Origin of the sequence: Streptomyces gobiensis (assembly GCF_021216675.1) — a bacterium.
In the GTDB taxonomy this organism is placed as follows: domain Bacteria; phylum Actinomycetota; class Actinomycetes; order Streptomycetales; family Streptomycetaceae; genus Streptomyces; species Streptomyces gobiensis.
The window spans coordinates 3,725,168-3,745,179 of the sequence record NZ_CP086120.1 but is presented as its reverse complement, the minus strand read 5'-3'; the positions used below and the strand labels follow the sequence as shown (position 1 = coordinate 3,745,179).

20 protein-coding genes are annotated in these 20,012 nt (G+C 69.6%); 8 read left to right on the top strand and 12 right to left on the bottom strand.

Annotation, left to right across the window (positions count from 1 at the left end; translation table 11 throughout):
* Nucleotides 1-110: 110 nt before the first annotated feature.
* The 3 genes from test1122_RS17550 to ilvA all read right to left on the bottom strand — a co-directional run bounded on the left by test1122_RS17550 (nucleotide 111) and on the right by ilvA (nucleotide 3,300).
* Nucleotides 111-968 carry an ABC transporter permease gene (locus test1122_RS17550; protein WP_422397001.1) on the bottom strand — a complete coding sequence of 286 codons (858 nt, stop codon included), beginning with the start codon at nucleotides 966-968 and terminating at the stop codon, nucleotides 111-113.
* The gene (locus test1122_RS17545; RefSeq protein WP_232270111.1) at nucleotides 965-1,954 is read right to left on the bottom strand and encodes an ATP-binding cassette domain-containing protein; all 990 of its coding nucleotides are present in this window, start codon (nucleotides 1,952-1,954) and stop codon (nucleotides 965-967) included. The genes test1122_RS17550 and test1122_RS17545 overlap by 4 nt, the downstream gene beginning before the upstream one ends.
* Before the next feature lie 116 nt (nucleotides 1,955-2,070).
* Nucleotides 2,071-3,300, bottom strand: coding sequence for a threonine ammonia-lyase (gene ilvA / locus test1122_RS17540; protein ID WP_232270110.1), 1,230 nt, complete (start codon nucleotides 3,298-3,300; stop codon nucleotides 2,071-2,073).
* Nucleotides 3,301-3,555: 255 nt separating this feature from the next.
* Between ilvA and test1122_RS17535 the strand changes: the two genes are divergently transcribed.
* The 3 genes from test1122_RS17535 to test1122_RS17525 all read left to right on the top strand — a co-directional run bounded on the left by test1122_RS17535 (nucleotide 3,556) and on the right by test1122_RS17525 (nucleotide 4,743).
* Nucleotides 3,556-3,990: a MarR family winged helix-turn-helix transcriptional regulator gene (locus test1122_RS17535; RefSeq protein WP_232271955.1), complete on the top strand. Its 435-nt coding sequence runs from the start codon at nucleotides 3,556-3,558 to the stop codon at nucleotides 3,988-3,990.
* An 82-nt stretch (nucleotides 3,991-4,072) separates the two neighbouring features.
* Nucleotides 4,073-4,510, top strand: coding sequence for a sigma factor-like helix-turn-helix DNA-binding protein (locus tag test1122_RS17530; RefSeq protein WP_232270109.1), 438 nt, complete (start codon nucleotides 4,073-4,075; stop codon nucleotides 4,508-4,510).
* Nucleotides 4,507-4,743, top strand: coding sequence for a hypothetical protein (locus test1122_RS17525; RefSeq protein ID WP_232270108.1), 237 nt, complete (start codon nucleotides 4,507-4,509; stop codon nucleotides 4,741-4,743). Before test1122_RS17530 ends, test1122_RS17525 begins: the two co-directional genes overlap by 4 nt.
* A gap of 19 nt (nucleotides 4,744-4,762) precedes the next feature.
* Here test1122_RS17525 and test1122_RS17520 read toward each other — a convergent pair whose 3' ends face one another.
* On the bottom strand, nucleotides 4,763-5,905 hold the full coding sequence (locus test1122_RS17520; RefSeq protein WP_232270107.1) for a cystathionine gamma-synthase: 1,143 nt from the start codon (nucleotides 5,903-5,905) through the stop codon (nucleotides 4,763-4,765).
* Nucleotides 5,906-5,937: 32 nt separating this feature from the next.
* Here test1122_RS17520 and test1122_RS17515 point away from each other — a divergent pair, with 32 nt between their 5' ends.
* Nucleotides 5,938-7,149: a hypothetical protein gene (locus tag test1122_RS17515; RefSeq protein WP_232270106.1), complete on the top strand. Its 1,212-nt coding sequence runs from the start codon at nucleotides 5,938-5,940 to the stop codon at nucleotides 7,147-7,149.
* A gap of 14 nt (nucleotides 7,150-7,163) precedes the next feature.
* A complete protein-coding gene (msrA, locus tag test1122_RS17510) occupies nucleotides 7,164-7,829 on the top strand; it encodes a peptide-methionine (S)-S-oxide reductase MsrA (protein WP_232270105.1) in 666 nt (221 codons plus the stop codon).
* A 120-nt stretch (nucleotides 7,830-7,949) separates the two neighbouring features.
* On the opposite strand, the gene test1122_RS17505 is transcribed toward msrA, so the two are convergent.
* The gene (locus test1122_RS17505) at nucleotides 7,950-8,906 is read right to left on the bottom strand and encodes an SGNH/GDSL hydrolase family protein (protein ID WP_232270104.1); all 957 of its coding nucleotides are present in this window, start codon (nucleotides 8,904-8,906) and stop codon (nucleotides 7,950-7,952) included.
* A 197-nt stretch (nucleotides 8,907-9,103) separates the two neighbouring features.
* Here test1122_RS17505 and test1122_RS17500 point away from each other — a divergent pair, with 197 nt between their 5' ends.
* The gene (locus test1122_RS17500) at nucleotides 9,104-9,646 is read left to right on the top strand and encodes a type 1 glutamine amidotransferase domain-containing protein (protein WP_232270103.1); all 543 of its coding nucleotides are present in this window, start codon (nucleotides 9,104-9,106) and stop codon (nucleotides 9,644-9,646) included.
* Nucleotides 9,647-9,737: 91 nt separating this feature from the next.
* Here test1122_RS17500 and test1122_RS17495 read toward each other — a convergent pair whose 3' ends face one another.
* Nucleotides 9,738-10,982, bottom strand: coding sequence for a L,D-transpeptidase (locus test1122_RS17495; RefSeq protein ID WP_232270102.1), 1,245 nt, complete (start codon nucleotides 10,980-10,982; stop codon nucleotides 9,738-9,740).
* A 219-nt stretch (nucleotides 10,983-11,201) separates the two neighbouring features.
* Nucleotides 11,202-11,516 (bottom strand): hypothetical protein, encoded by a 315-nt coding sequence (locus test1122_RS17490; protein ID WP_232270101.1) that lies wholly within the window; start codon nucleotides 11,514-11,516, stop codon nucleotides 11,202-11,204.
* A 104-nt stretch (nucleotides 11,517-11,620) separates the two neighbouring features.
* On the opposite strand from test1122_RS17490, the gene test1122_RS17485 reads away from it, so the two are divergent.
* Nucleotides 11,621-11,896, top strand: a complete 276-nt coding sequence (locus tag test1122_RS17485) for an LAETG motif-containing sortase-dependent surface protein (RefSeq protein ID WP_232270100.1) — start codon at nucleotides 11,621-11,623, stop codon at nucleotides 11,894-11,896.
* 356 nt (nucleotides 11,897-12,252) lie between these two features.
* Here test1122_RS17485 and hutH read toward each other — a convergent pair whose 3' ends face one another.
* The 5 genes from hutH to test1122_RS17460 all read right to left on the bottom strand — a co-directional run bounded on the left by hutH (nucleotide 12,253) and on the right by test1122_RS17460 (nucleotide 18,278).
* Nucleotides 12,253-13,806 carry a histidine ammonia-lyase gene (gene hutH, locus test1122_RS17480; protein WP_232270099.1) on the bottom strand — a complete coding sequence of 518 codons (1,554 nt, stop codon included), beginning with the start codon at nucleotides 13,804-13,806 and terminating at the stop codon, nucleotides 12,253-12,255.
* 59 nt (nucleotides 13,807-13,865) lie between these two features.
* The gene (locus test1122_RS17475) at nucleotides 13,866-15,029 is read right to left on the bottom strand and encodes a GGDEF domain-containing protein (protein WP_232270098.1); all 1,164 of its coding nucleotides are present in this window, start codon (nucleotides 15,027-15,029) and stop codon (nucleotides 13,866-13,868) included.
* Between the two features lie 248 nt (nucleotides 15,030-15,277).
* On the bottom strand, nucleotides 15,278-16,108 hold the full coding sequence (locus test1122_RS17470; RefSeq protein ID WP_232270097.1) for an enoyl-CoA hydratase/isomerase family protein: 831 nt from the start codon (nucleotides 16,106-16,108) through the stop codon (nucleotides 15,278-15,280).
* Between the two features lie 52 nt (nucleotides 16,109-16,160).
* Nucleotides 16,161-17,297: an adenylate/guanylate cyclase domain-containing protein gene (locus test1122_RS17465; RefSeq protein ID WP_232270096.1), complete on the bottom strand. Its 1,137-nt coding sequence runs from the start codon at nucleotides 17,295-17,297 to the stop codon at nucleotides 16,161-16,163.
* Nucleotides 17,298-17,405: 108 nt separating this feature from the next.
* On the bottom strand, nucleotides 17,406-18,278 hold the full coding sequence (locus test1122_RS17460; RefSeq protein ID WP_232271954.1) for a biotin--[acetyl-CoA-carboxylase] ligase: 873 nt from the start codon (nucleotides 18,276-18,278) through the stop codon (nucleotides 17,406-17,408).
* A 112-nt stretch (nucleotides 18,279-18,390) separates the two neighbouring features.
* Here test1122_RS17460 and test1122_RS17455 point away from each other — a divergent pair, with 112 nt between their 5' ends.
* Entirely contained in the window at nucleotides 18,391-19,995 is a 1,605-nt protein-coding gene (locus test1122_RS17455; protein WP_232270095.1) for an acyl-CoA carboxylase subunit beta, read from the top strand.
* Nucleotides 19,996-20,012: the final 17 nt, after the last annotated feature.

The following is a 20,012-nucleotide window of genomic DNA, read 5'->3' as shown; positions in this document are numbered from 1 at the left end:
TGCGAGTGCCCACAACCGGGGGGTGGGGGTCTGGGGGCGGCAGCCCCCCCACGCGGCGGAGCCGCAAATCAGTACAGCCGGGAAGGGGTGGGGCCGGGGAAGGTATCCCGTCAGGCTGTTGCGGAGCGGTATTTGCGGACTGCCAGCGTGCGGAACAGGATGATGATCAGGAGCGAGTAGATCACCGAGGCGATCACCGGATGCTGCATCGGCCAGGCGGCCGGCGCCTCGTACCCCACCGGCAGGTTGCCGAAGAGATCGCGGCACGCCATCACCGTCGCACTGAAGGGATTCCACTCGGCGACATGCCGCAGGAACGTCGGCATGTTCTCCGACGGTACGAAGGCGACGGAGATGAAGGTCAGCGGGAAGAGCCAGATCAGCCCGCCGGAGGTGGCCGCCTCCGGCGTACGGACCGTGAGGCCGATCAGCGCGCCGATCCAGGTGAAGGCGTACCCGAGGAGCAGCAGCAGGCCGAAGGCGGCCAGCGCCTTCAGGATGCCGTCGTGCGCGCGCCAGCCGACCAGCAGCGCGACGATGGCCAGCACCACCAGCGTGAGCGCGGTCTGCACCGCGTCCGCGAGCGTACGCCCCGTCAGGACCGCGCCCCGCGCCATCGGCAGTGAGCGGAAGCGGTCGATGAGGCCCTTGTGCATATCCTCGGCGATACCCGCTCCCGCACCCGCCGTGGCGAAGGTGACGGTCTGCGCGAAGATGCCCGCCATCAGGAACTCGCGGTAGGCACCAGGGTCAAGACCGGCTCCCGGGATGTTGATCGAACCGCCGAAGACATAGCTGAACAGCACCACGAACATGATCGGCTGGATCAGTCCGAAGATGATGACCTCGGGGATGCGGAGCATCCGGATGAGGTTGCGCTTGGCGACGATGAGGGAGTCGGAAACGGACTGGCCGATGCCTCCGCCGCCCCTGGGGACAATGACCTTGCGGGGCGCTGTGACACTCACTTGGCAACCTCCGCGGTCTCTTCCTCGTCGTCCGCCCGCTCCTCGGCCGCGTGACCGGTCAGCGAGATAAAGACATCGTCCAGGGTCGGGCGGCGCAGCCCGATGTCGTCGATCTCGATACCGCGTGCGTCGAGATCGCGGATGATCTCGGCCAGCAGCTTGGCGCCGCCGGTGACCGGCACGGTCAGCTTGCGGGTGTGCTGATCGATGGTGACCTCGCCCTTGCCGAGGCTCCGGCCGTGCAGGACCTCCTCGACGCTGGGGATGTGCTCACGGTCGTGCACGACGACCTCGACCCGCTCGCCACCCGTTTGGGCCTTGAGCTGGTCGGAGCTGCCCCGGGCGATGACCTTGCCGTGGTCGACGACGGCGATGTCATCGGCGAGCCGGTCCGCCTCCTCCAGATACTGCGTGGTCAGCAACAGGGTGGTGCCACCGGCGACCAACTCCTGGATGACATCCCACAGCCCCTGCCGGTTACGGGGGTCCAGACCGGTGGTCGGCTCGTCCATGAACATCACCGGCGGGCTGACGACCAGCGCGGCCGCGAGGTCGAGGCGCCGTCGCATACCGCCGGAGTACGTCTTGGCGGTGCGGTCGGCGGCATCGGCGAGGTTGAAGCGCTCCAGCAGCTCACCGGCCCGCTTCTTCGCGTCGCGCGCGGACATCTGGTAGAGCTGGCCGACCATCTGGAGATTCTCCCGGCCGGTCAAGTACTCATCGACCGCCGCGAACTGACCGGACAGACCGATGGAACGGCGTACCTCATTGGGGTACTTGAGGACATCGAGCCCCGCGACGACCGCCGCGCCGCTGTCCGGCTGCAGCAGGGTGGTGAGCACCCGCACGGTGGTGGTCTTACCGGCGCCGTTCGGGCCGAGCAGGCCGAGCACGGTGCCTTCTGGGACATCGAGGTCAACGCCGTCCAGAGCCCTGACATCGCCGAAGGTCTTCACCAGACCTTCGGCGTATATGGCGCCTGGCATGTGTGGTCTCCCAAAGCTATGGGGTATTAAAGGAAAGAATCGTAAGTTCACAGCGCAGCAGACGGCACCTTGTAAAGACCCGATACATCGCGTTATTCACCAACCGGGGAGTTCCTTCACCCCATGACGGTGTAACCGGCCTTGCGCAGCGCCGCCGCTACGTCGACGCAGTGCTCCGGCCCCTTGGTCTCCAGGTGCAGCTCCACCTCCGCTTCCGTGAGCCCGAGCCGTGGGTCGGTCCGTACATGGCTCACATCGAGGACGTTAGCGTCCGCCACTGACAATTCCCCCAGGAGCGCCGCCAGCGCCCCCGGGCGGTCCGTCAGTCGCAGCCGCAGCGACAGATAGCGCCCTGCCGCCGCCATGCCGTGCCGCAGCGTGCGCTGGAGCACCAGCGGATCGACATTGCCCCCGGACAGCACCGCGACGACCGGTCCATCGAAGGACTCCGGCTCGGACAGCAGCGCCGCCACCGGGCTGGCACCCGCCGGTTCGACGACCAGTTTGGCCCGCTCCAGGCAGAGCAGCAGCGCACTCGAAAGCGCGTCCTCGGAAACAGTACGGACCTCATCGACCAGCTCGCCAATGATTTTGAACGGCACATCGCCGGGCCGTCCCACCTTGATGCCGTCCGCCATCGTCGACACCGAGTCCAGCGCCACCGGATGCCCGGCGGCGAGCGAGGGCGGATAGGCCGCGGCGCCCTCCGCCTGTACGCCGATCACCTTGACATCGGGACGCAGCGACTTCACCGCGAGCGCGATGCCGGCCGCGAGCCCGCCGCCGCCGACCCCGACGACGATCGAGCGCACCTCCGGGCACTGCTCCAGGATCTCCAGCCCCACCGTGCCCTGCCCGGCGACGATGTCCGGGTGGTCAAAGGGGTGGATGAAAACCGCGCCGGTCTCCGCCGCGTACTCCTGCGCGGCGTGCAGCGCCTCATCCACGACCTGGCCGTGCAGCCGTACCTCGGCGCCGTAGTCCTGGGTGGCCGCGAGCTTCGGCAGCGGGGCGCCGACCGGCATAAAGACGGTCGAGCTCACCCCGAGCAGGGAAGCGGCGAGGGCGACGCCCTGCGCGTGGTTCCCCGCGCTGGCGGCGACCACACCGCGGGCCCGCTCCTCGGGGGACATGGCGGCGATACGGACATAGGCGCCCCGGATCTTGAAGGAGCCGGTGCGCTGCAGGTTCTCGCACTTGAGGTGGACCGGGTCGCCGACCAGCCGCGTGAGATGGCGGCTGCCCTCCATCGCCGTAATCCGGGCGACCCCGGAGAGCGTCTTCTGGGCGAGACTGATGTCGTCGACGGTGAGGGCACGGGCACTGGCACTGGCACTGGCAACCATGTTGCCAGTCTCGCAGCCCGGGCCCACTGGTTCTCGCAGCACTGGTACGGGACGGGCCCGACCCGCGTACTCTGTGCCTCACCCTCTCAACCGTTCCCACGTCGTACTTCCAAAGAAGCGAGCACCCCGGCCATGCCCACGCACCCGGACATGACGACTGATATCGATCAGAACGCCCCCCAGAACAAGGTCCAGAACAAGCTCCAGAACGAGCTGCAGCACTCAGACCGCCCGGACGCCCCTCTTCTCGACGCGATGCAGCACCAAGTCGCCCTCTTCGCCCGCCGTGCCGAACAGACCCGGCTGGGCGGCGTCGGCCAGGCCCGCAACTCCATGGACCGCGCCGCGTATCTGCTGCTCAACCGGCTGGACCAGGATGGCCCGACCGGTGTGAAAGCCCTCGCCGCCGGTATGGGTATCGACTCCTCGACGGTGACCCGCCAGGTGGCACCGCTGGTCGACTCCGGCCTGGTCAAACGGACTTCGCACCCGGAGGACGGCCGTGCCGTCGTCCTGCAGCTCTCCCCGCGTGGCGCCAGCCGCCTGGAGCAGGTGCGGGCCTCGCGGCGCGAGCTGATGGCGCTGCTGACCGAGGACTGGTCGGAGGAGGAGCGCGATACGTTCTGCGCGCTCCTCACGCGCTTCAACAGCGCCTTCTCCGAACTGCAGTCATCGGTCACGCCTTCGTAGCGTCCTGGAGTCGTCGTAGAGTCGCAGCCTCCCAGCCTCGGGACCTCTTGACCGCTGCGGTCCGCTGCCGTCCTATAGCAGGGTGGGAGCGCGGCGGGATGCCCAAGATTGCCGCCGCGCCCGGGAATTCGAAACGTTTGTCGCGGGCGCGGCAGGCCGACTGCTGCATGCCGCCGCGCTGTTGACGACCGAGCCGCCCGGGCGGGCCTGCCCCGCCGCAGAGCGGCTGCTGACGGTGGCGCTGTCCCGTACGTACGCGGCATGGGACGGGCTGCGTGGCGCGGACCCGTACGACCACGCCCGCCAGGAGCTCGCCACCCACTTCGCGCGTACGGCCTGGCGGCACCGGCGTCCACGCGGCGGGCCGCTCAGCCGGCTCACCCCGCGGGAGCGGCTGGTGCTGGTGCTGCGGCTGTATGAGGGCATCGCCGAGGAGCAGACCGCCGCCGGGCTCGGGCTGCCGGTCGAGCGGGTCCGGACGTTGTGCACCCGGGCGGTGTCCACTGTGCGCAGCCGATGAGCCCGCCGGACCGTAAGGAGGAGCAGGTCCGCCGCCTGCTGGACGGCCCCCATCCGCCCGTACCCCCGGATCTGACCGCCCGCGCGGCCCTGCGCGGCCACCGGCTCCTGCGCCGCCGCCGCGCAGCCCGCGCCGCGCTCTGGGCCCTGCTCTGCCTGGCCGTCCTCGCCCTCACGGTCTGGGCGGTCCGCACCCCACCGGCCCCAGCGACCCCACCGGGCTTCAGCTGGTGACCAGCGGGGGCGGAGCCCCCTACCGCAGCGCCGCCGTCAGATCCGCCAGCAGGTCGTCGACCGACTCGATGCCGACCGACAGCCGCACCAGATCCGCCGGGACCTCAAGCGCCGAGCCCGCCGCCGAGGCGTGCGTCATCCGCCCCGGGTGCTCGATCAGCGACTCCACACCGCCCAGGGACTCCCCCAGCGTGAAGAGCTCGGCGCGGTTGCAAACCTCGACCGCGGCCTCCTCACCGCCCGCGACCCGGAAGGAGACCATGCCGCCGAAGGACCGCATCTGCTTGGCCGCGGTCTCGTGCCCGGGGTGCGAGGGCAGCCCGGGATAGAAGACCTCGGTCACCTTCCCGTGCGCGACCAGCATCTCCGCGACCCGCGCCGCGTTCGCGCTGTGCCGGTCCATCCGCACCGCGAGGGTCTTGATGCCCCGCAGCACCAGCCAGGAGTCAAAGGGCCCGGCGATCGCACCCATCGCGTTCTGGTGGAAGGCCAGCTCCTCACCGAGCCCGGCGTCCGCGGTCACCAGCGCGCCGCCCACCACATCCGAATGCCCGCCCATGTACTTCGTCGTGGAGTGCACGACGACATCCGCGCCCAGCGCCAGCGGCTGCTGCAGATATGGGCTGGCGAAGGTGTTGTCCACCACCAGCCGGGCCCCGGCCGTCCGGGCGATATCCGCGAGCTGCGCGATATCGGTGATACCGAGCAGCGGGTTGCTCGGGGTCTCCACCCAGACCACCTTCGTACGGTCCCGGAGCGCCGCCCGTACCGCCTCGGGGTCGGAGGTGTCGGCGACCGACCACTCCACTCCCCACCGCTCGACGACCTTGGCGAAGAGCCGGAAGGTACCGCCGTACGCGTCATTCGGGATGACCACATGGTCACCCGGCGTGAGCAGGGTGCGCAGCAGGCAGTCCTCGGCCGCCAGCCCGGAGGCGAAGGCGAGACCACGGCCGCCGCCCTCCAGCGCGGCCAGGTTCTCCTCCAGCGCGGTCCGGGTCGGGTTCGCGGAGCGGCTGTACTCATAGCCGCCGCGCAGCCCCCCGACCCCGTCCTGTTTGTACGTCGACACCTGGTGGATGGGCGGGACGACGGCGCCGGTGGCGGCGTCCGGCTCCTGTCCGGCGTGAATGGCGAGGGTCTCGAAATGCTGGTGACTCATGGCACGAGCGTAATGCGCCGTACCGTGGACCCATGGAGTTCCTGCTGTTCCTCATTCTGGTCGGCGCCGTCCTCGGTTTCTTCGTGATCCCGCACCTGCGCCGCCGCAAGGCCGTCAAGGCGGCCACCCAGGGCCTGAGCCGGTCCGAAGACCAGCGTGCGTACGGTTTCGTACCGGTCGACGAGCTCGATGTGCGGTTGCCCGGGCCCGACCCGGAGCTGGTCGAGGCGCTGGACGAGACCCAGCGCACCCAGGACTGGCGCCCGGTCGCCCAGCTGCTCGCGCTGACCGGCGACGACTACGAGCTGCGCTGGCAGCGGGTGCAGTCGCTGGCGGGCGCAGCGGCGATGGAGCTGGCACAGGCCCGCGCGGCCGGTGTCCCCGTGGACACCACGGAGCCGGCCAGCAGCGGGATCTCCTTCAGCAAGGCCCCCCAGGAAGGGGCCCAGGGGGCACAGGGGGCACTTGGGGCACAGCCGCAGGACGCCCGCTGGCTGCGGAACTGGCGCTCCGAGCAGCCGCAGGACCCGGGCGGCGCGCAGGTGTACGCGCAGTTCCTGGTCTGGCAGGCGCTGGCGTACCCCGGCTCGGCGGACCACCGGATCATCCTCGAAGAGGCCCGCAACGTCGCCCATGAGGCGGCCCGGCTGGCCGACGCGGACCCGACGCCGTACATCACCGAGCTGTTCATCGCCCGCTCGCTGAGCTACCGCAAGGTGGACTTCGAAGCCCTGTGGCACCAGGTCACCCGGCGGGCGCGGACCCATATGGGCGCCCACTTGGCCGCGCTGCCGTACTGGTCGGAGAAATGGCACGGCTCCCGGGACGAGGCCTACGGCTTCGCGCAGAGCGCGGCGGCCAGTGCCCCGCCCGGCAGTCTCCTTCCCGCGCTCCCCCTCTTCGCGGTCTATGACCACCTCCCGGAGGTCGACCTGGTGCGCGGGATGTACCAGAGCAAGGTCGTCGAGGACGCCATCGAGGCGGCGGAGTTCGCGGTCGACAGCGTCGCCGACGACCACCCGGTACGCCCCCACGTGGTCCATCTGCTGCTCTGCTTCCTGGTCCGCGCGGAGCGCTACGACGAGGCGATGGAGGCGCTGCGCATGGTCGACGGCTACGTCGGCGCCGTACCGTGGGTAAACAGCGGCAACCCGGCCGGGGAGTACGCCTCCTACCGCGCGCTGGCGGTAGCGGGCTTTGAGGGCCAGGGTGGCAATCCGGCGGCGACACCTCCGGCGTACTGAGGGAGCAGGGAACGATGATCTTCGGCAGCCACAGGAAACGTCTCCCTTCCCTGGAGGAGGCCCTCAGGGGCCGACCGGACCCCACGTTCACGCTCCCGGACCGGCATACGGTCCTGGGCACTCCGCTGCTCGGCCCGTACCCCGATCACCTGCAGATCGCTGACTTCGGTCTGGGGTGCTTCTGGGGGGCGGAACGGAAGTTCTGGCAGCGGGACGGAGTCTGGACCACCCTGGCCGGATACCAGGGCGGCTACACCCTGAACCCGACCTACGAGGAGGTCTGTTCCGGTCTGACGGGCCACACGGAAGCGGTCCGCGTCGTCTATGACCCCGCGCATGTCTCCTACGGCCAGCTGCTCAAGCTCTTCTGGGAGTCCCACGACCCCACCCAGGGCTTCCGCCAGGGCAACGACGTCGGCACCCAGTACCGTTCAGCGATCTACACCCACTCCCCCGCCCAGCACAAGGAGGCCGAGGCCTCCCGCGAGGCCTACCAGCGCATGCTGACGGGCAACGGCTACAGCGACATCACCACCGAAATCGTCCCGGCCGAAAGCCGCCCCTTCTACCCGGCCGAGCCCTACCACCAGCAGTACCTGGACAAGAACCCGGCCGGATACTGCGGCATCGGCGGCACGGGGGTCTCCTGCCCGGTGGGGATCGCCCCGGCAGACGGCTGACGGCGAACAGACGCTTACCGCTGCCCAGTCGGCGACCGCTGGGCGGCGCGCCGGACTGTCCGGCGTCAACATCCCCATCGGCGGCTGAGCCGTGTCACAAGCCGCAGCGCGCTCGCCTGGTCATCCCCTGAGGTAGTCGGTGACCGTGTCCGCTATGGCCTTGGTATAGCGGTCAATGCCCGGGGAGGGGCGGGGGCAGGGCCTGGGTGTTGAGGTGGTGGGGGCCAGACAGAAGTGAAGTGGGTCGTCGGCGCGGTGGAGTTGGGTGACGTCGCCTGTGCAGTAGCCGGGCCGGGTGCGCTCGTAGGCGTTGCAGGGGAGCTGCCGGGCGTATGTGTACCGGTCGTTCGCCGGGCTTACCCGGCGGCCCGCGTCGGCGAGGAGGTCACCGGTGGCGGCGGCGTGTGACCGGTAGAGGTCGTTGACCTTGCGGACACGGTCCCGGTTGAAGGCGTCCGGGCCCTGGAGAACCCAGACGATCTTCGGGCGGGGAATTCCGGCCCGTTTGGCGGACGCGGCGATCTCGGCCGTCAGCGCCCTCGCGTCGGACGCGTAGCGGGCGTAGTAGGCGGGGGTGTCCGACTGGGTCTCGTCCATGCACGGGGTGTAGCCCCAGGAGTTCCCCCAGAACTGGAGCACGATGACTCCCGGTTTGAAGGTGCGGACCAGGGCGGCCGCCTTGTCCTTGTCCGGCACCAGGGAGTCAGCCGGTCTGCCCTCCAGATAGTCGCAGAGCGTCGTACCGGAGTACGGGGCGCTTCGGTACGACGTCTGTCCTGACTTCTGGAGCCACTGGCCCAGCGCGTTCTGGGACTCCATGGCGAGGGAATCGCCCAGGTAGAGCACCCGGCTGGGTCGTGGCGTGTGCGGTGCGGCGGAGGGCTTGGAGGGCTTGGAGGGTTTCGAGGGTTTCGAGGCCGGGAGGGTGGGCGAGCTGGGGATGTACTCCGGGCGGTCGTCCTCGGGAGGCTGGGTGCTCTGGGCCGAGGTGGATGGCTGCGTCCAGCCGTAGGCCAGGACCAGGGCTGGGGCCAGCAGGCATACAGCCAGCAGCGCACCCCGCCAGCGCTTCCTCATCACTCACTCCCCCACAGCCCCAGGTCGGCACGTCAAGGAAACACAGAAGCGGGGCAGGACGGTAGGGGGAAACCGGCCACCCGGCTGCCGCCACACGGTCGCGCTGTGGCTACTCGGGAGCTGGGGGAATACGTCCACGAAGGCGGGGAACCTGTCCGGTCCGAGCAGCAGCCAGCCGCGGGAAGGACGTGAGGAACGTGCGGGTTGCCTTTCTCGTCGCAAACGAAGGCGTGGAACAGATTGAGCTGACCGATCCACTGGCGGCCGTGACCCAAGCCGGGGGAGAGGCGTCTGTGCTGTCCATCAAGAGCAGCGATGTGCAAGCCTTCAACCATCTCGACAAGGCCGACACCTTCGCGGTGGACCGGCTGGTGGCCGAGGCGCAGATAGAGGACTACGACGGGCTTGTGCTGCCCGGCGGGGTCGCCAATCCGGACGCGCTGCGGATGAACAACCATGCCGTGGATTTCGTCAGGGCCTTCTTTGACGTGGGCAAGCCGGTCGCGGCGATCTGCCACGCGCCCTGGACCCTGGTCGAGGCCGATGTGGTGCGCGGGCGCCGCCTCACCTCATGGCCGAGCCTGCGCACCGACATCCGCAATGCCGGGGGCGAGTGGGTGAATGAGCAGGTCGTGGTGTGTGACGGCGGGCCCAATATCCTGGTCACCAGCCGGAAGCCGGCTGACCTCAAGGCGTTTGACGAGGCATTCCTGAGGGAGTTCAGCAAGATCGCCGCATAGCAGCGGGCGCCGCCCCGGACCCCCAGGTCCGTAGACGGCGCCCACACCGCTCAGCTACTTGGGCAACCTTGGACAACGCTGCCCGCTCAGCTCAGACCGCCGAGCCGGCCTTCCAGTCGGCCCAGGGCATGTTCCAGCCGTTCAGGCCGTTGTCCGGGGCGATGCTGCGGTCCGGGGAGTTCTTGACCACGACCAGGTCGCCGACCATCGAGTTGTCGAAGAACCAGGCGCCGTGAGTGGAGCTTTCGTCCGCGCCCTTGACGTCCTTCAGGCCGACACAGCCGTGACTGGTGTTGCCGGAGCCGAAGGGGGCGCCCCAGTAGTTGCCGTGGATGAAGGTGCCGGAGGTCGACAGCCGCATGGCGTGCGGCACATCGGGGATGTCGTACTCGCCCTTGCCGTCGTCATCGGTGAAACCGACCGTGGCACCGTTCATCCGGGTCTCCTTGTGCTTCTCGGAGATCACCATCTGACCGTTGTAGGTCGGGTTCTCCTTGCTGCCCGCGGAGATCGGGATGGTCTTGATGGTCTTGCCGTCGCGGACGACCGTCATCGTGTACGCCGCCACATCCACGGTGCTGACCTGGGAGCGGCCGATGGTAAAGCTGAATTCGCGGTCCTGGACGCCGTAGATGCCGTCCGCGCCCTCGACGCCGTCGAGCTCCATCTTGACGTCGACCTTGGCGCCGGACTTCCAGTAGTCCTCGGGGCGGAAGTCAAGACGCTTGTCGTCGAACCAGTGCCCGACGACCTCCTGGCCGCTGGAGGTATTCACCTCGATCGCGGTCTGTACGTCCTTCCTGTTCTTGATCGGCTTGTCGAAGTTGATCGAGACCGGCATTCCGACGCCGACGGTCGTACCGTCATCGGGGGTGAAGTAGCCGATGAAGCTGTTGGCCGGGGAGACGGTGGTGAAGGTCGAGTTCTGCGTGGTCTCAAGGCCATCGCTGTCCTTGGCCGCAGCCTCGATCTTGTACTCGGTCGCGCGCGCCAGCTGGTCCTTAGGCTTCCAGGCGCCGTCGGCGGATATCTCGCCCTCGACGGCCTTGCCGTCCTCGGTGGCCGTCATGGTCACCTGATGGAGCTTGCCGCCCTTGACGGTGACCTTGACGTCATTGTTGATGCCGACGTTGTCGGAGCCGTTTTTGGGCGTAATGGATATGTGCGCGTCCGAGGAGTTCTTGGCCGCCGCCTTGTCGACCTCGTTCGAACTCTCTCCCCTGCTGGAGCCGTCCTCCCCGCCGCAGGCGGTGAGGAACATGGCGCCTCCGAGCAGTGCAGCCGTCACCGCGAGGCCTTTGCGGCGCTTGTTGGCCGTTATCACACGCTTCTCCATACGCTTCCGAGCTCTGGCTCCCCGAGCGACCCCCAGCCCATGAGCAAACCGGGCATGTGGCGTCACAGTTGTACGTATGAGAACGCGAGGGAGGGGTAGCGCGGTTCCACCCTACGTAAAACTGTGGGCCAGGACACCCATTCGAGATCACGATTTCAGAAGCGTTATGTGCGCCTATCCGCAGGTTCATACGTTATTGAAGGCCTTCAATGAAGATCTTCAATGAAGATCTTCGTCAACCTGCCAGTCCTCCGCGTCCGGGTCATAGTCGATCGTTTCGCTGCTCCAGGAGGCCTGGGTGAGCTCGACCCCGGGCACACCGTTGACCAGGTCCAAAGGGTCGACGAGATACGCGATGGCCTCGGCGGCGTCACCATTGACCGCGGTGGTGGCGTGACCACGCTCCTCATCCGGCATGAACTCATCACCCTCGATGTGCTCAAGGGCGGCTCGGCCCAGCTCGGCGGCGTCGGCGACTTCGAGCACCAGCTCGACCTGAAGCCGGACATATCGGGATGTGTCTTCTGCGCTCATGCCACGGAGGGTAAGCGGCAGAGCTGGCAGGACTTCCCCACGACCCGCCGCGCTGGCTAACATCGGCCTCCGCACTGCCGTTTCACCGCACGAAGGGGGCCCTAGTGGCCGCACACCGCCGACCACTGGTGACCTCCGCTGTCGCGGGGGGATTGCTCTGCGCACTGTGGTTTGTTCCGTCCGCGAACGCGACGGATGAAGCGGAGACCGAGGTCACACCGCCCCCGACGTCCGTGTCCGCCGACCAGAACGGGACGGGACCGCAACTCGCGGATACCGGCAGCTTCGATACGACGCCCTACATCACCGGCGGTATCGCCTTCCTGGCGGCGGGCGCGGGCCTGGTAACCCACTCCCTACGCCGCACCTCCCCCTCTTAACGGCGTCAGTGACATCAGTCGCTGCCGCGACGGCCCCTCCGCCGGCGGAGGGATCCCCCTAACCCAGCCCCTTCCCGAAACTGGGGGCTGCCGCCCCCAGACCCCCGGTGTTGTGGGCAGTCGTTCCGCTGGGGCGGAACGGGTGGGCACAACACCCGGCCACCGGCCCGCACCGGCAAACCCCGGGGCCCCGGGGCGAAGCCCCGGTTTCCGGGAAGGGGCGGGAATTGGGGAAACCCACCCACGGCGCCCCCGCACCCGGGCGAAGCCCCGCCACGCGGCGGAGGGAAAACCCAGCCCCACCCACGCACGGCACCGGCGCAGCCGGAAAGGGCGGTATAAGGGGACACCCCCCCTTAGGCCAGCGGCCCCGTCACCGACTCGGCCGCGGCCACCAGCCCGCCGCCCCGCACAAACGCGTCCGCCGCCGCCAAATCAGGCGCAAGGAAACGATCCGCACCCGCACCCCCGACGCCTGCCTCCCGCGCCGCCGCGAGGATCGCGCGCGCCGCCGGGGAGGGCGTGAGCCCGTCCTCCCCGCGCAGCTCAACCGCCCGCGCGGCGGCATACAGCTCCACGGCCACCACCCGCGTCACGTTGTCCACCGCCGTACGCAGCTTCCGCGCCGCCGACCAGCCCATCGAGACATGGTCCTCCTGCATCGCGGAGGACGGGATCGAGTCCACCGACGCGGGCACCGCCAGCCGCTTCAGCTCGCTGACCAGTGCGGCCTGCGTGTACTGCGCGATCATCAGCCCGGAGTCCACGCCCGCGTCGCCGGCCAGGAACGGCGGCAGGCCATGTGAGCGGTTCTTGTCGAGCAGCCGGTCCGTACGCCGCTCGGCGATCGACGCGAGGTCGGCGGCCGCGATGGCGAGGAAGTCCAGTACGTACGCCACCGGCGCGCCATGGAAGTTGCCGTTCGACTCCACCCGGCCGTCCGCCAGCACGACCGGGTTGTCGACGGCAGCCGCCAGCTCGCGGTCCGCGACCAGCCGGGCGTGCGCGAGGGTGTCCCGCCCGGCTCCCGCGACCTGCGGCGCGCAACGCACCGAGTACGCGTCCTGGACGCGCGGCGCGTCGTCCTGGTGGTGACCGGTCAGGCCGGACCCGGCCAGCACCTTCAGCATGTTCGCCGCGCTGACGGCCTGCCCCGGATGCGGCCGGATCGTGTGCAGCTCGGGCGCGAGCACCTTCTCCGTACCGAGCAGGGCCTCCAGCGACAGCGCCGCCGTAATGTCCGCGCAGGTGAAGATCCGCGCCAGATCGGCGCAGGCCATCACGAGCATGCCGAGCATCCCGTCGGTGCCGTTGAGCAGGGCCAGGCCCTCCTTCTCGCGCAGCTCGACCGGCGCGATGCCATGCTCGGCCAGCAGCTCGCCAGCGGGCCGTACGGCGCCGTCGGGGCCCTCCGCGTCGCCCTCGCCCATCAGGGTCAGCGCACAGTGCGACAGCGGCGCGAGATCGCCGGAGCAGCCGAGCGAGCCGTACTCGTGCACCACCGGGGTGATCCCGGCGTTGAGCACATCGGCCATGGTCTGTACGACCTGGGGGCGTACTCCCGTGTGCCCCGACGCGACGGTCTTGAGCCGCAGGAACATCAGGGCCCGTACGACCTCGCGCTCCACCCGCGGCCCCATCCCGGCGGCGTGCGAGCGCACGATATTGCGCTGGAGCTGGGCGCGCAGCTCGGGGCTGATGTGCCGGACGGCCAGGGCGCCGAAGCCGGTCGAGACGCCGTACACGGGGTCCGGCTTGGCGGCCAGGTCGTCGATGAACTGCCGTGCCGCGCCGACCGCGGTCAGCGCCTCGGCCGACAGCTCAACCCGCGCGCCCTCACGGGCGACGGCGACGACGTCCGCCGCGCTCACTCCGGACATCCCCACTATCACCGTGCTCTGCATATCCATATTCACGCACCCTAGGCACTGAATCTAGTTCTGTCACGAGCAGCGTACGGCCCAGCCCCTTACCGCCCCTCACAGCCCTCACGCCCCCGGAACTCACTCTCCCGCCCGCGGAACCGGCGCCGGTCGCCCGGTGGCGGGGGAGTCTCGTCCGCGAGGTGGACGATCTCCCGCCCCGCGACCACCGGCTTCCCCGACCGTGCCGCCTTCGCCCGGTACTGCGCGGCATCCGCGAGCCGCAGCAGCCGCCGGGCCGAGGGCAATGGACCGATCGGGTCGCCCGTCGACGCGACACCGCAGGCCACCCCCTCGCCCAGGCCCAGATTGCCCGCACGGCGGCACAGTTCGTTCACCGCCCGTACGACGTCGTCCGCCGGTGGCCCCACCGCCAGCAGACAGAACTCATCGCCGCCCAGCCGCGCCGCCAGCGCACCCGGCAGCATCGCGCCGGACAGCGACAGCAGCGAGCCGAAGCGTTCCAGCAGCCGGTCGCCCGCCGCATGGCCGTATTCGTCGTTGACCCGCTTCAGCCCGTTGATGTCACAGACGACCAGGCTGACCACGGTGCCGTCCGCCCGGTACCGCTCCAGCGCCTCATCGAGCCGTACATCCACCGCCCGCCGGTTGCCCAGCCCGGTCAGCGGATCGGTGAAGGCGAGCCGCCGTACCTCCTCCAGCCGCTCGTTCTGCGCGATACCGGCCGCGATCACGGCGGCCAGCACCGTCGCGAAATCCGCGTCGTCGCGGTCGAACACCGGAGCGCCGAGCCCACGCGCGACATACAGCTCGCCCCACGCCCGCCCATGCAGCACGACCGGCGCGACCACACAGCTGCTCCGGCCCCGGCGGCGCAGCGCGGCCACTCTCTGATGGAAGTACGCGCCGGCCCCTGATTCCGGCCCTTCCGATGCCTCCACCCAGGCATGCGGCTCACTGCCGCCGTTCGCCCAGCGCTCATGCAGAAACTCGGTGATCTCCGGGAAGTCGTGCACCGGATACGACTCATCCTCCGGGAAGGTCTCCTCACCCGGCGCCAGCTCCCCCACATTGACCAGCACCCGCAGCCGCCCCCGGGCCCGGTCCCACTCGGACACCGCGGCGAACGAGCCACCTATCGCGGCCCGAGCCCCCAGCGCGGCGGCATGGGCAACCTCGCGTGGCGTGTGCGCGGCGGCCATGGCCTGCGCCAGACCCACCACGGCCTTCAGCCGCGCGTCATCTCCCATACGCCCAAGATTAGGATCCTTAACGCCACTACGCGCTACGCGCGATGTTGTGGGCACTCGCAGCCCCGCGAGGGGCTGTGGGTGGGCACAACCCGGCCACCGGCCCGCACCGGGCCACCCCCGGGGCCCGGGGCGGAGCCCCGGTTTCCGGGAAGGGGCGGGATACGGGGAAACCCACCCCCGGCACCCGGGCCCCGGGGCGAAGCCCCGCCAGTCGGCGGAGCCGCAGAGGGGAGGAGGGGAACCCCCTACTCCCCCGGCCACTCCGGCTTGCGCTTCTCGTTGAACGCCGCCACCCCCTCCGCACGGTCACCAGAGAACGCCGCCGTGCGCCAAGCCGCGTCCTCGACCTCCAGCCCGGCGGGCAGATCCATCCCCCAGCCGGTGCGCAGCGCCCGCTTGGCGGCACGCAGGCCCACAGGGGAGTTGGCGGCGATACGTGCCGCGAGGGCCAGCGCCTCGGCGCGGTCCTCGCCCTCATCGACCAGCTGGTCGATGAGGCCCAGCTCGCGGGCCTCGGCCGCCGCCACCCGGCGCCCGGTGAAGATGAGCTCCGCGGCGCGGGCCGCGCCGACGCGGCGCGGCAGCAGCTGGGTGCCGCCGCCGCCCGGGATGACGCCGACGGAGACCTCCGGCAGGCCGACGACCGCGGTGCGGTCCGCGACAATCACATCGCAGGACAGTGCGAGCTCAAAGCCGCCCCCGAGCGCGAAGCCGTGTACGGCGGCGACGGTGGGCACCGGCAGCTCCAGTACGCCGTTGTAGGCGGCGCGGGCGTACGGGCGCTGACGGCCCAGCTCCGCGTCGGTGAAGGAGTTGCGCTCCTTGAGATCGGCGCCCACGCAGAACGCCCGCTCGTGGGTGGAGGTCAGCACGACGGCCCGGACATCGTGGTCCTCGGCGAGCGTGGCGCACGCTTCCCCGATACAGCGGGCCATCTCCGTCGATACGGCGTTCATGGCCTTCGGCCGGTCGAGCACCAGCTCAGCCACGTATGTGCCCGCGCCCGTACCCGCCTCCGCGTCCGTGCCCGTGTCCGCGCCCTTACGGACCTCAACCCACTCGCCGTACCGCGTCATCGCGACCTCCCACCAAGTTAACGGTCGCTCACACCCTACGCGGTGCCGACGCTCACGCCCGGCGGGACAGCAGCCATGGTTCGACGATGCCCAGGCCCCGGACCGGACGCTGGTACAGCGGCTGAAGGGCAAAGCGGTAGGACGTCCCCTCGTCGCTGTCGGAGTCCTTCTCCGACTCCGGCGCATCCCCGGCGGCCGTCAGTTCATTCCGTACGGCGCCGTCCACCAGCACCGCGTCCTTGGGCGCTATCGACGTCAGCCTGCTCGCCAGGTTCACCGTATTGCCGAAGACATCACCCATCCGCGTCGTGACCGTCCCGAAGGACAGGCCGACCCGAAGCTCCGGCATCGTCTCGTCGTTCTCCAGCGTCTCGATCATCCGGAGGCCGATCTCGGCCGCCGTACCCACCTCATCGGCGACGTACAGCACCTCATCGCCGAGGGTCTTGATCAACCGCCCGCCGTGCGCGGCAACCAGATCCGCCGCCGTCGTCTCGAACGCCTCGACCAGCTCGCCGAGTTCTTCCTCCTCCAGCCGCCGCGTCAGCCGGGTGAAGCCCACCAGGTCAGCGAAGCCCACCGTCAGCCGCCGGTCGACCATCTCCTCGTCGTCCTGCGCCTGTACGACCCGGCCGGTCGCCGCCGCGAGCTGCCGCCGCCAGACGTAGATCAGGAACTCCTCCAGCTCCGGCAGCAACAGCTCGACCAGCGGATAGGTGACCTCCATCCGGCTCATCCCGGGCTCCGGCGACACCGTGAGGCCTTCCAGGAAGGAGTCGATCTGCCACTCCGCCAGCCGGGCCGTCGTCTGGCCCGTGGAGCGTGCCACCTGGATCGCCATGGCCTCGTTCAGCAGCCCGGCTTCCACCAGACCGGCGAGCCGCCGCAGCGCCAGCACATCGGCCTCGGTCAGCGCCCGCGCCTGGCCGATGTCCGCGAAGCCCATCGCCCGCCAGAAGCGGGACGCCAGTTCCATGGGGACATCGGCCGCCCGCGCGGCCTGGAAGGGCGTGTACCGGCGTTCCGAGCCGAGGATCAGCTGCTCAACCTTGAGCGCCATCGGGTCCTCTTCGGACTCAGCCCCGCCACCGGCTCCGGCACCGGCTCCGGCTGCGGCCCCGGCCTCAGCGTCAGCCCCGGCCTCAGCGCTCTCCTCGCTCGGCGGGAAATCCGAGTCGTCCGCGGTCACTGCCCGCCCCTTGCCAGGTACCTGCGCACTGCCCTTCCGATCACTACCACCGCGCCCACCGCGCGCGCCATGGCTCTCCACCATACGGCAGATGTGCCCTAGCTCACGTCAGGAAGGCGTCCTGAGGTGCACGATGTCCCCCACGTCGACCGGCTGCTCCACCCCGCTGCCGGTCGCCAGGACGAGCCGTCCGTCGCCGTCGATCGCCACCGCCTCACCTTCCACACTGCGGCCGCCGGGCAGTTCGGCCCGTACCGTACGGCCCAGGGTCGCGCAGCCCGCCGCGTAGGTCTCCTGCAGTCCACACTCCCCCGCGTCACCGTCCGCGTCCCGCCACTTGCGGTACCAGTCCTCGATCGAGCGCAGTACGGCGCGCAGCAGCGGATCGCGGTCCGTGCTCTGGGCACCTGCCAGCAGCAGCGAGCCCGCGCTCTGGACCGGCAGCTCATCGGCGTGCAGCGTGACATTGAGCCCGACGCCGATCACCACCGTGCCGTGCGCGGCGTCCCCGATCCGCTCCGTCAGAATGCCGCCGATCTTGCGCTCCTCGCCGTCGACATCGACGAGGAGATCGTTCGGCCACTTCAGGGCCGTGGCGACGCCCGATGTCCGGGCGAGCGCGGTGGCCGTCGCGACCCCGGCGAGCAGCGGCAGCCAGCCCCAGCGCCGGGCCGGGATGCCCGTGCCGGGCCGTAGTACAAAGGAGAAGAAGAGGCCGCTGCGCGCGGGGGCGTCCCAGTGGCGGTCCAGCCGGCCGCGCCCGGCGGTCTGCTGCTCGGCGATGAGCAGGGTGCCCTCTTCGACCGGGCCCTTGCGGATCCGTTCGACCAGGTCCGTATTGGTGGAGCCGGTATCGGCGACCACCTCCAGCTCGGACCAGAGGCCCTCCGGCCGGATCAGCGCGCGGCGCAGCGAGGCGGCGTTCAGCGGAGGGCGCTCAAGATCGGACCAGGGGCTGCCAGAAGCGTCATTCGGAGGCATATTCGAGGTCATAACGCCAGCCTAGGTGTGGCCAACGCCGCACCGCCGACTTGTGCTCGCGCCGATACGCTACGAGTCGGTAGCCGCCGAGGACGAGTAGGAGCCGCTTCCCGTGTCCGAGCAGGAAAGCACCCCAGGTACACCAGATATCCACACCACCGCGGGCAAGATCGCTGACTTTCAGCAACGAGCCACGGAGGCGACCCACGCGGGCTCGTCACGCGCGGTCGAGAAGCAGCACGCGAAGGGCAAGCTCACTGCCCGGGAGCGAGTGGAACTGCTGCTTGACGAGGGGTCGTTCACCGAGCTGGACGAGTTCGCCCGGCACCGCTCGACCGCCTTCGGTATCGAGAAGAACCGCCCCTACGGCGACGGCGTCGTCACCGGCTACGGCACCGTGGACGGCCGTCCGGTCTGCGTCTACTCGCAGGACTTCACGATCTTCGGCGGCTCGCTCGGCGAGGTGTACGGCGAGAAGATCGTCAAGGTGATGGACTACGCGCTGAAGACCGGCTGCCCGGTCATCGGCATCAATGACGGCGGTGGCGCCCGTATCCAGGAGGGCGTGGTCGCCCTCGGTCTCTTCGCGGAGATCTTCCGCCGGAATGTGCACGCCTCGGGCGTGATCCCGCAGATCTCCCTGATCATGGGCCCCTGCGCGGGCGGCGCGGTCTACTCCCCCGCGATCACCGACTTCACCGTGATGGTCGACCAGACCTCGCATATGTTCATCACCGGGCCGGATGTCATCAAGACGGTGACCGGTGAGGACGTCGGCTTCGAGGAGCTGGGCGGCGCCCGCACCCACAACGCCACCTCCGGCGTGGCGCACCATATGGCCGGGGACGAGAAGGACGCCATCGACTACGTCAAGGCCCTGCTGTCCTACCTCCCCTCCAACAACCTCTCCGAGCCCCCGGGCTTCCCGGAGGACGTGGACCTGGAGACCTCGGACCGGGACCGTGAGCTCGACACCCTCATCCCGGACTCGGCGAACCAGCCCTACGACATGCACACCGCCATCGAGCATGTGCTGGACGACGGCGAATTCCTGGAGACCCAGGCGCTGTTCGCCCCGAACATCATCACCGGCTTCGGCCGGGTCGAGGGCAACCCGGTGGGCGTCGTGGCCAACCAACCGATGCAGTTCGCGGGCTGTCTGGACATCGACGCGAGCGAGAAGGCGGCACGCTTCGTCCGTACCTGCGATGCCTTCAACGTCCCCGTTCTGACCTTCGTCGACGTACCCGGCTTCCTGCCCGGCACGGAGCAGGAGTTCCAGGGCATCATCCGGCGCGGTGCCAAGCTGATCTACGCCTACGCCGAGGCCACGGTGCCGCTGATCACCGTGATCACCCGTAAGGCGTTCGGTGGCGCGTATGACGTCATGGGCTCCAAGCATCTGGGCGCTGACCTCAACTTCGCCTGGCCCACGGCCCAGATCGCGGTGATGGGTGCCCAGGGCGCGGTCAACATCCTGCACCGCAAGGCCCTGGCCGCCGCCGAAACCCCGGAGCAGCAGGAGGAGCTGCGCGCACGGCTCACCGGGGAGTACGAGGACACCCTCCTCAACCCCTACGCCGCCGCCGAGCGCGGCTATGTGGACGCGGTGGTTCTGCCGGCCGAGACCCGGCGGCACATCATCCGCGGCCTGCGTTCGCTGCGCTCCAAGCGGGAGCAGCTGCCCCCCAAGAAGCACGGCAACATCCCGCTCTGACCAGGAGGCTGACGGAA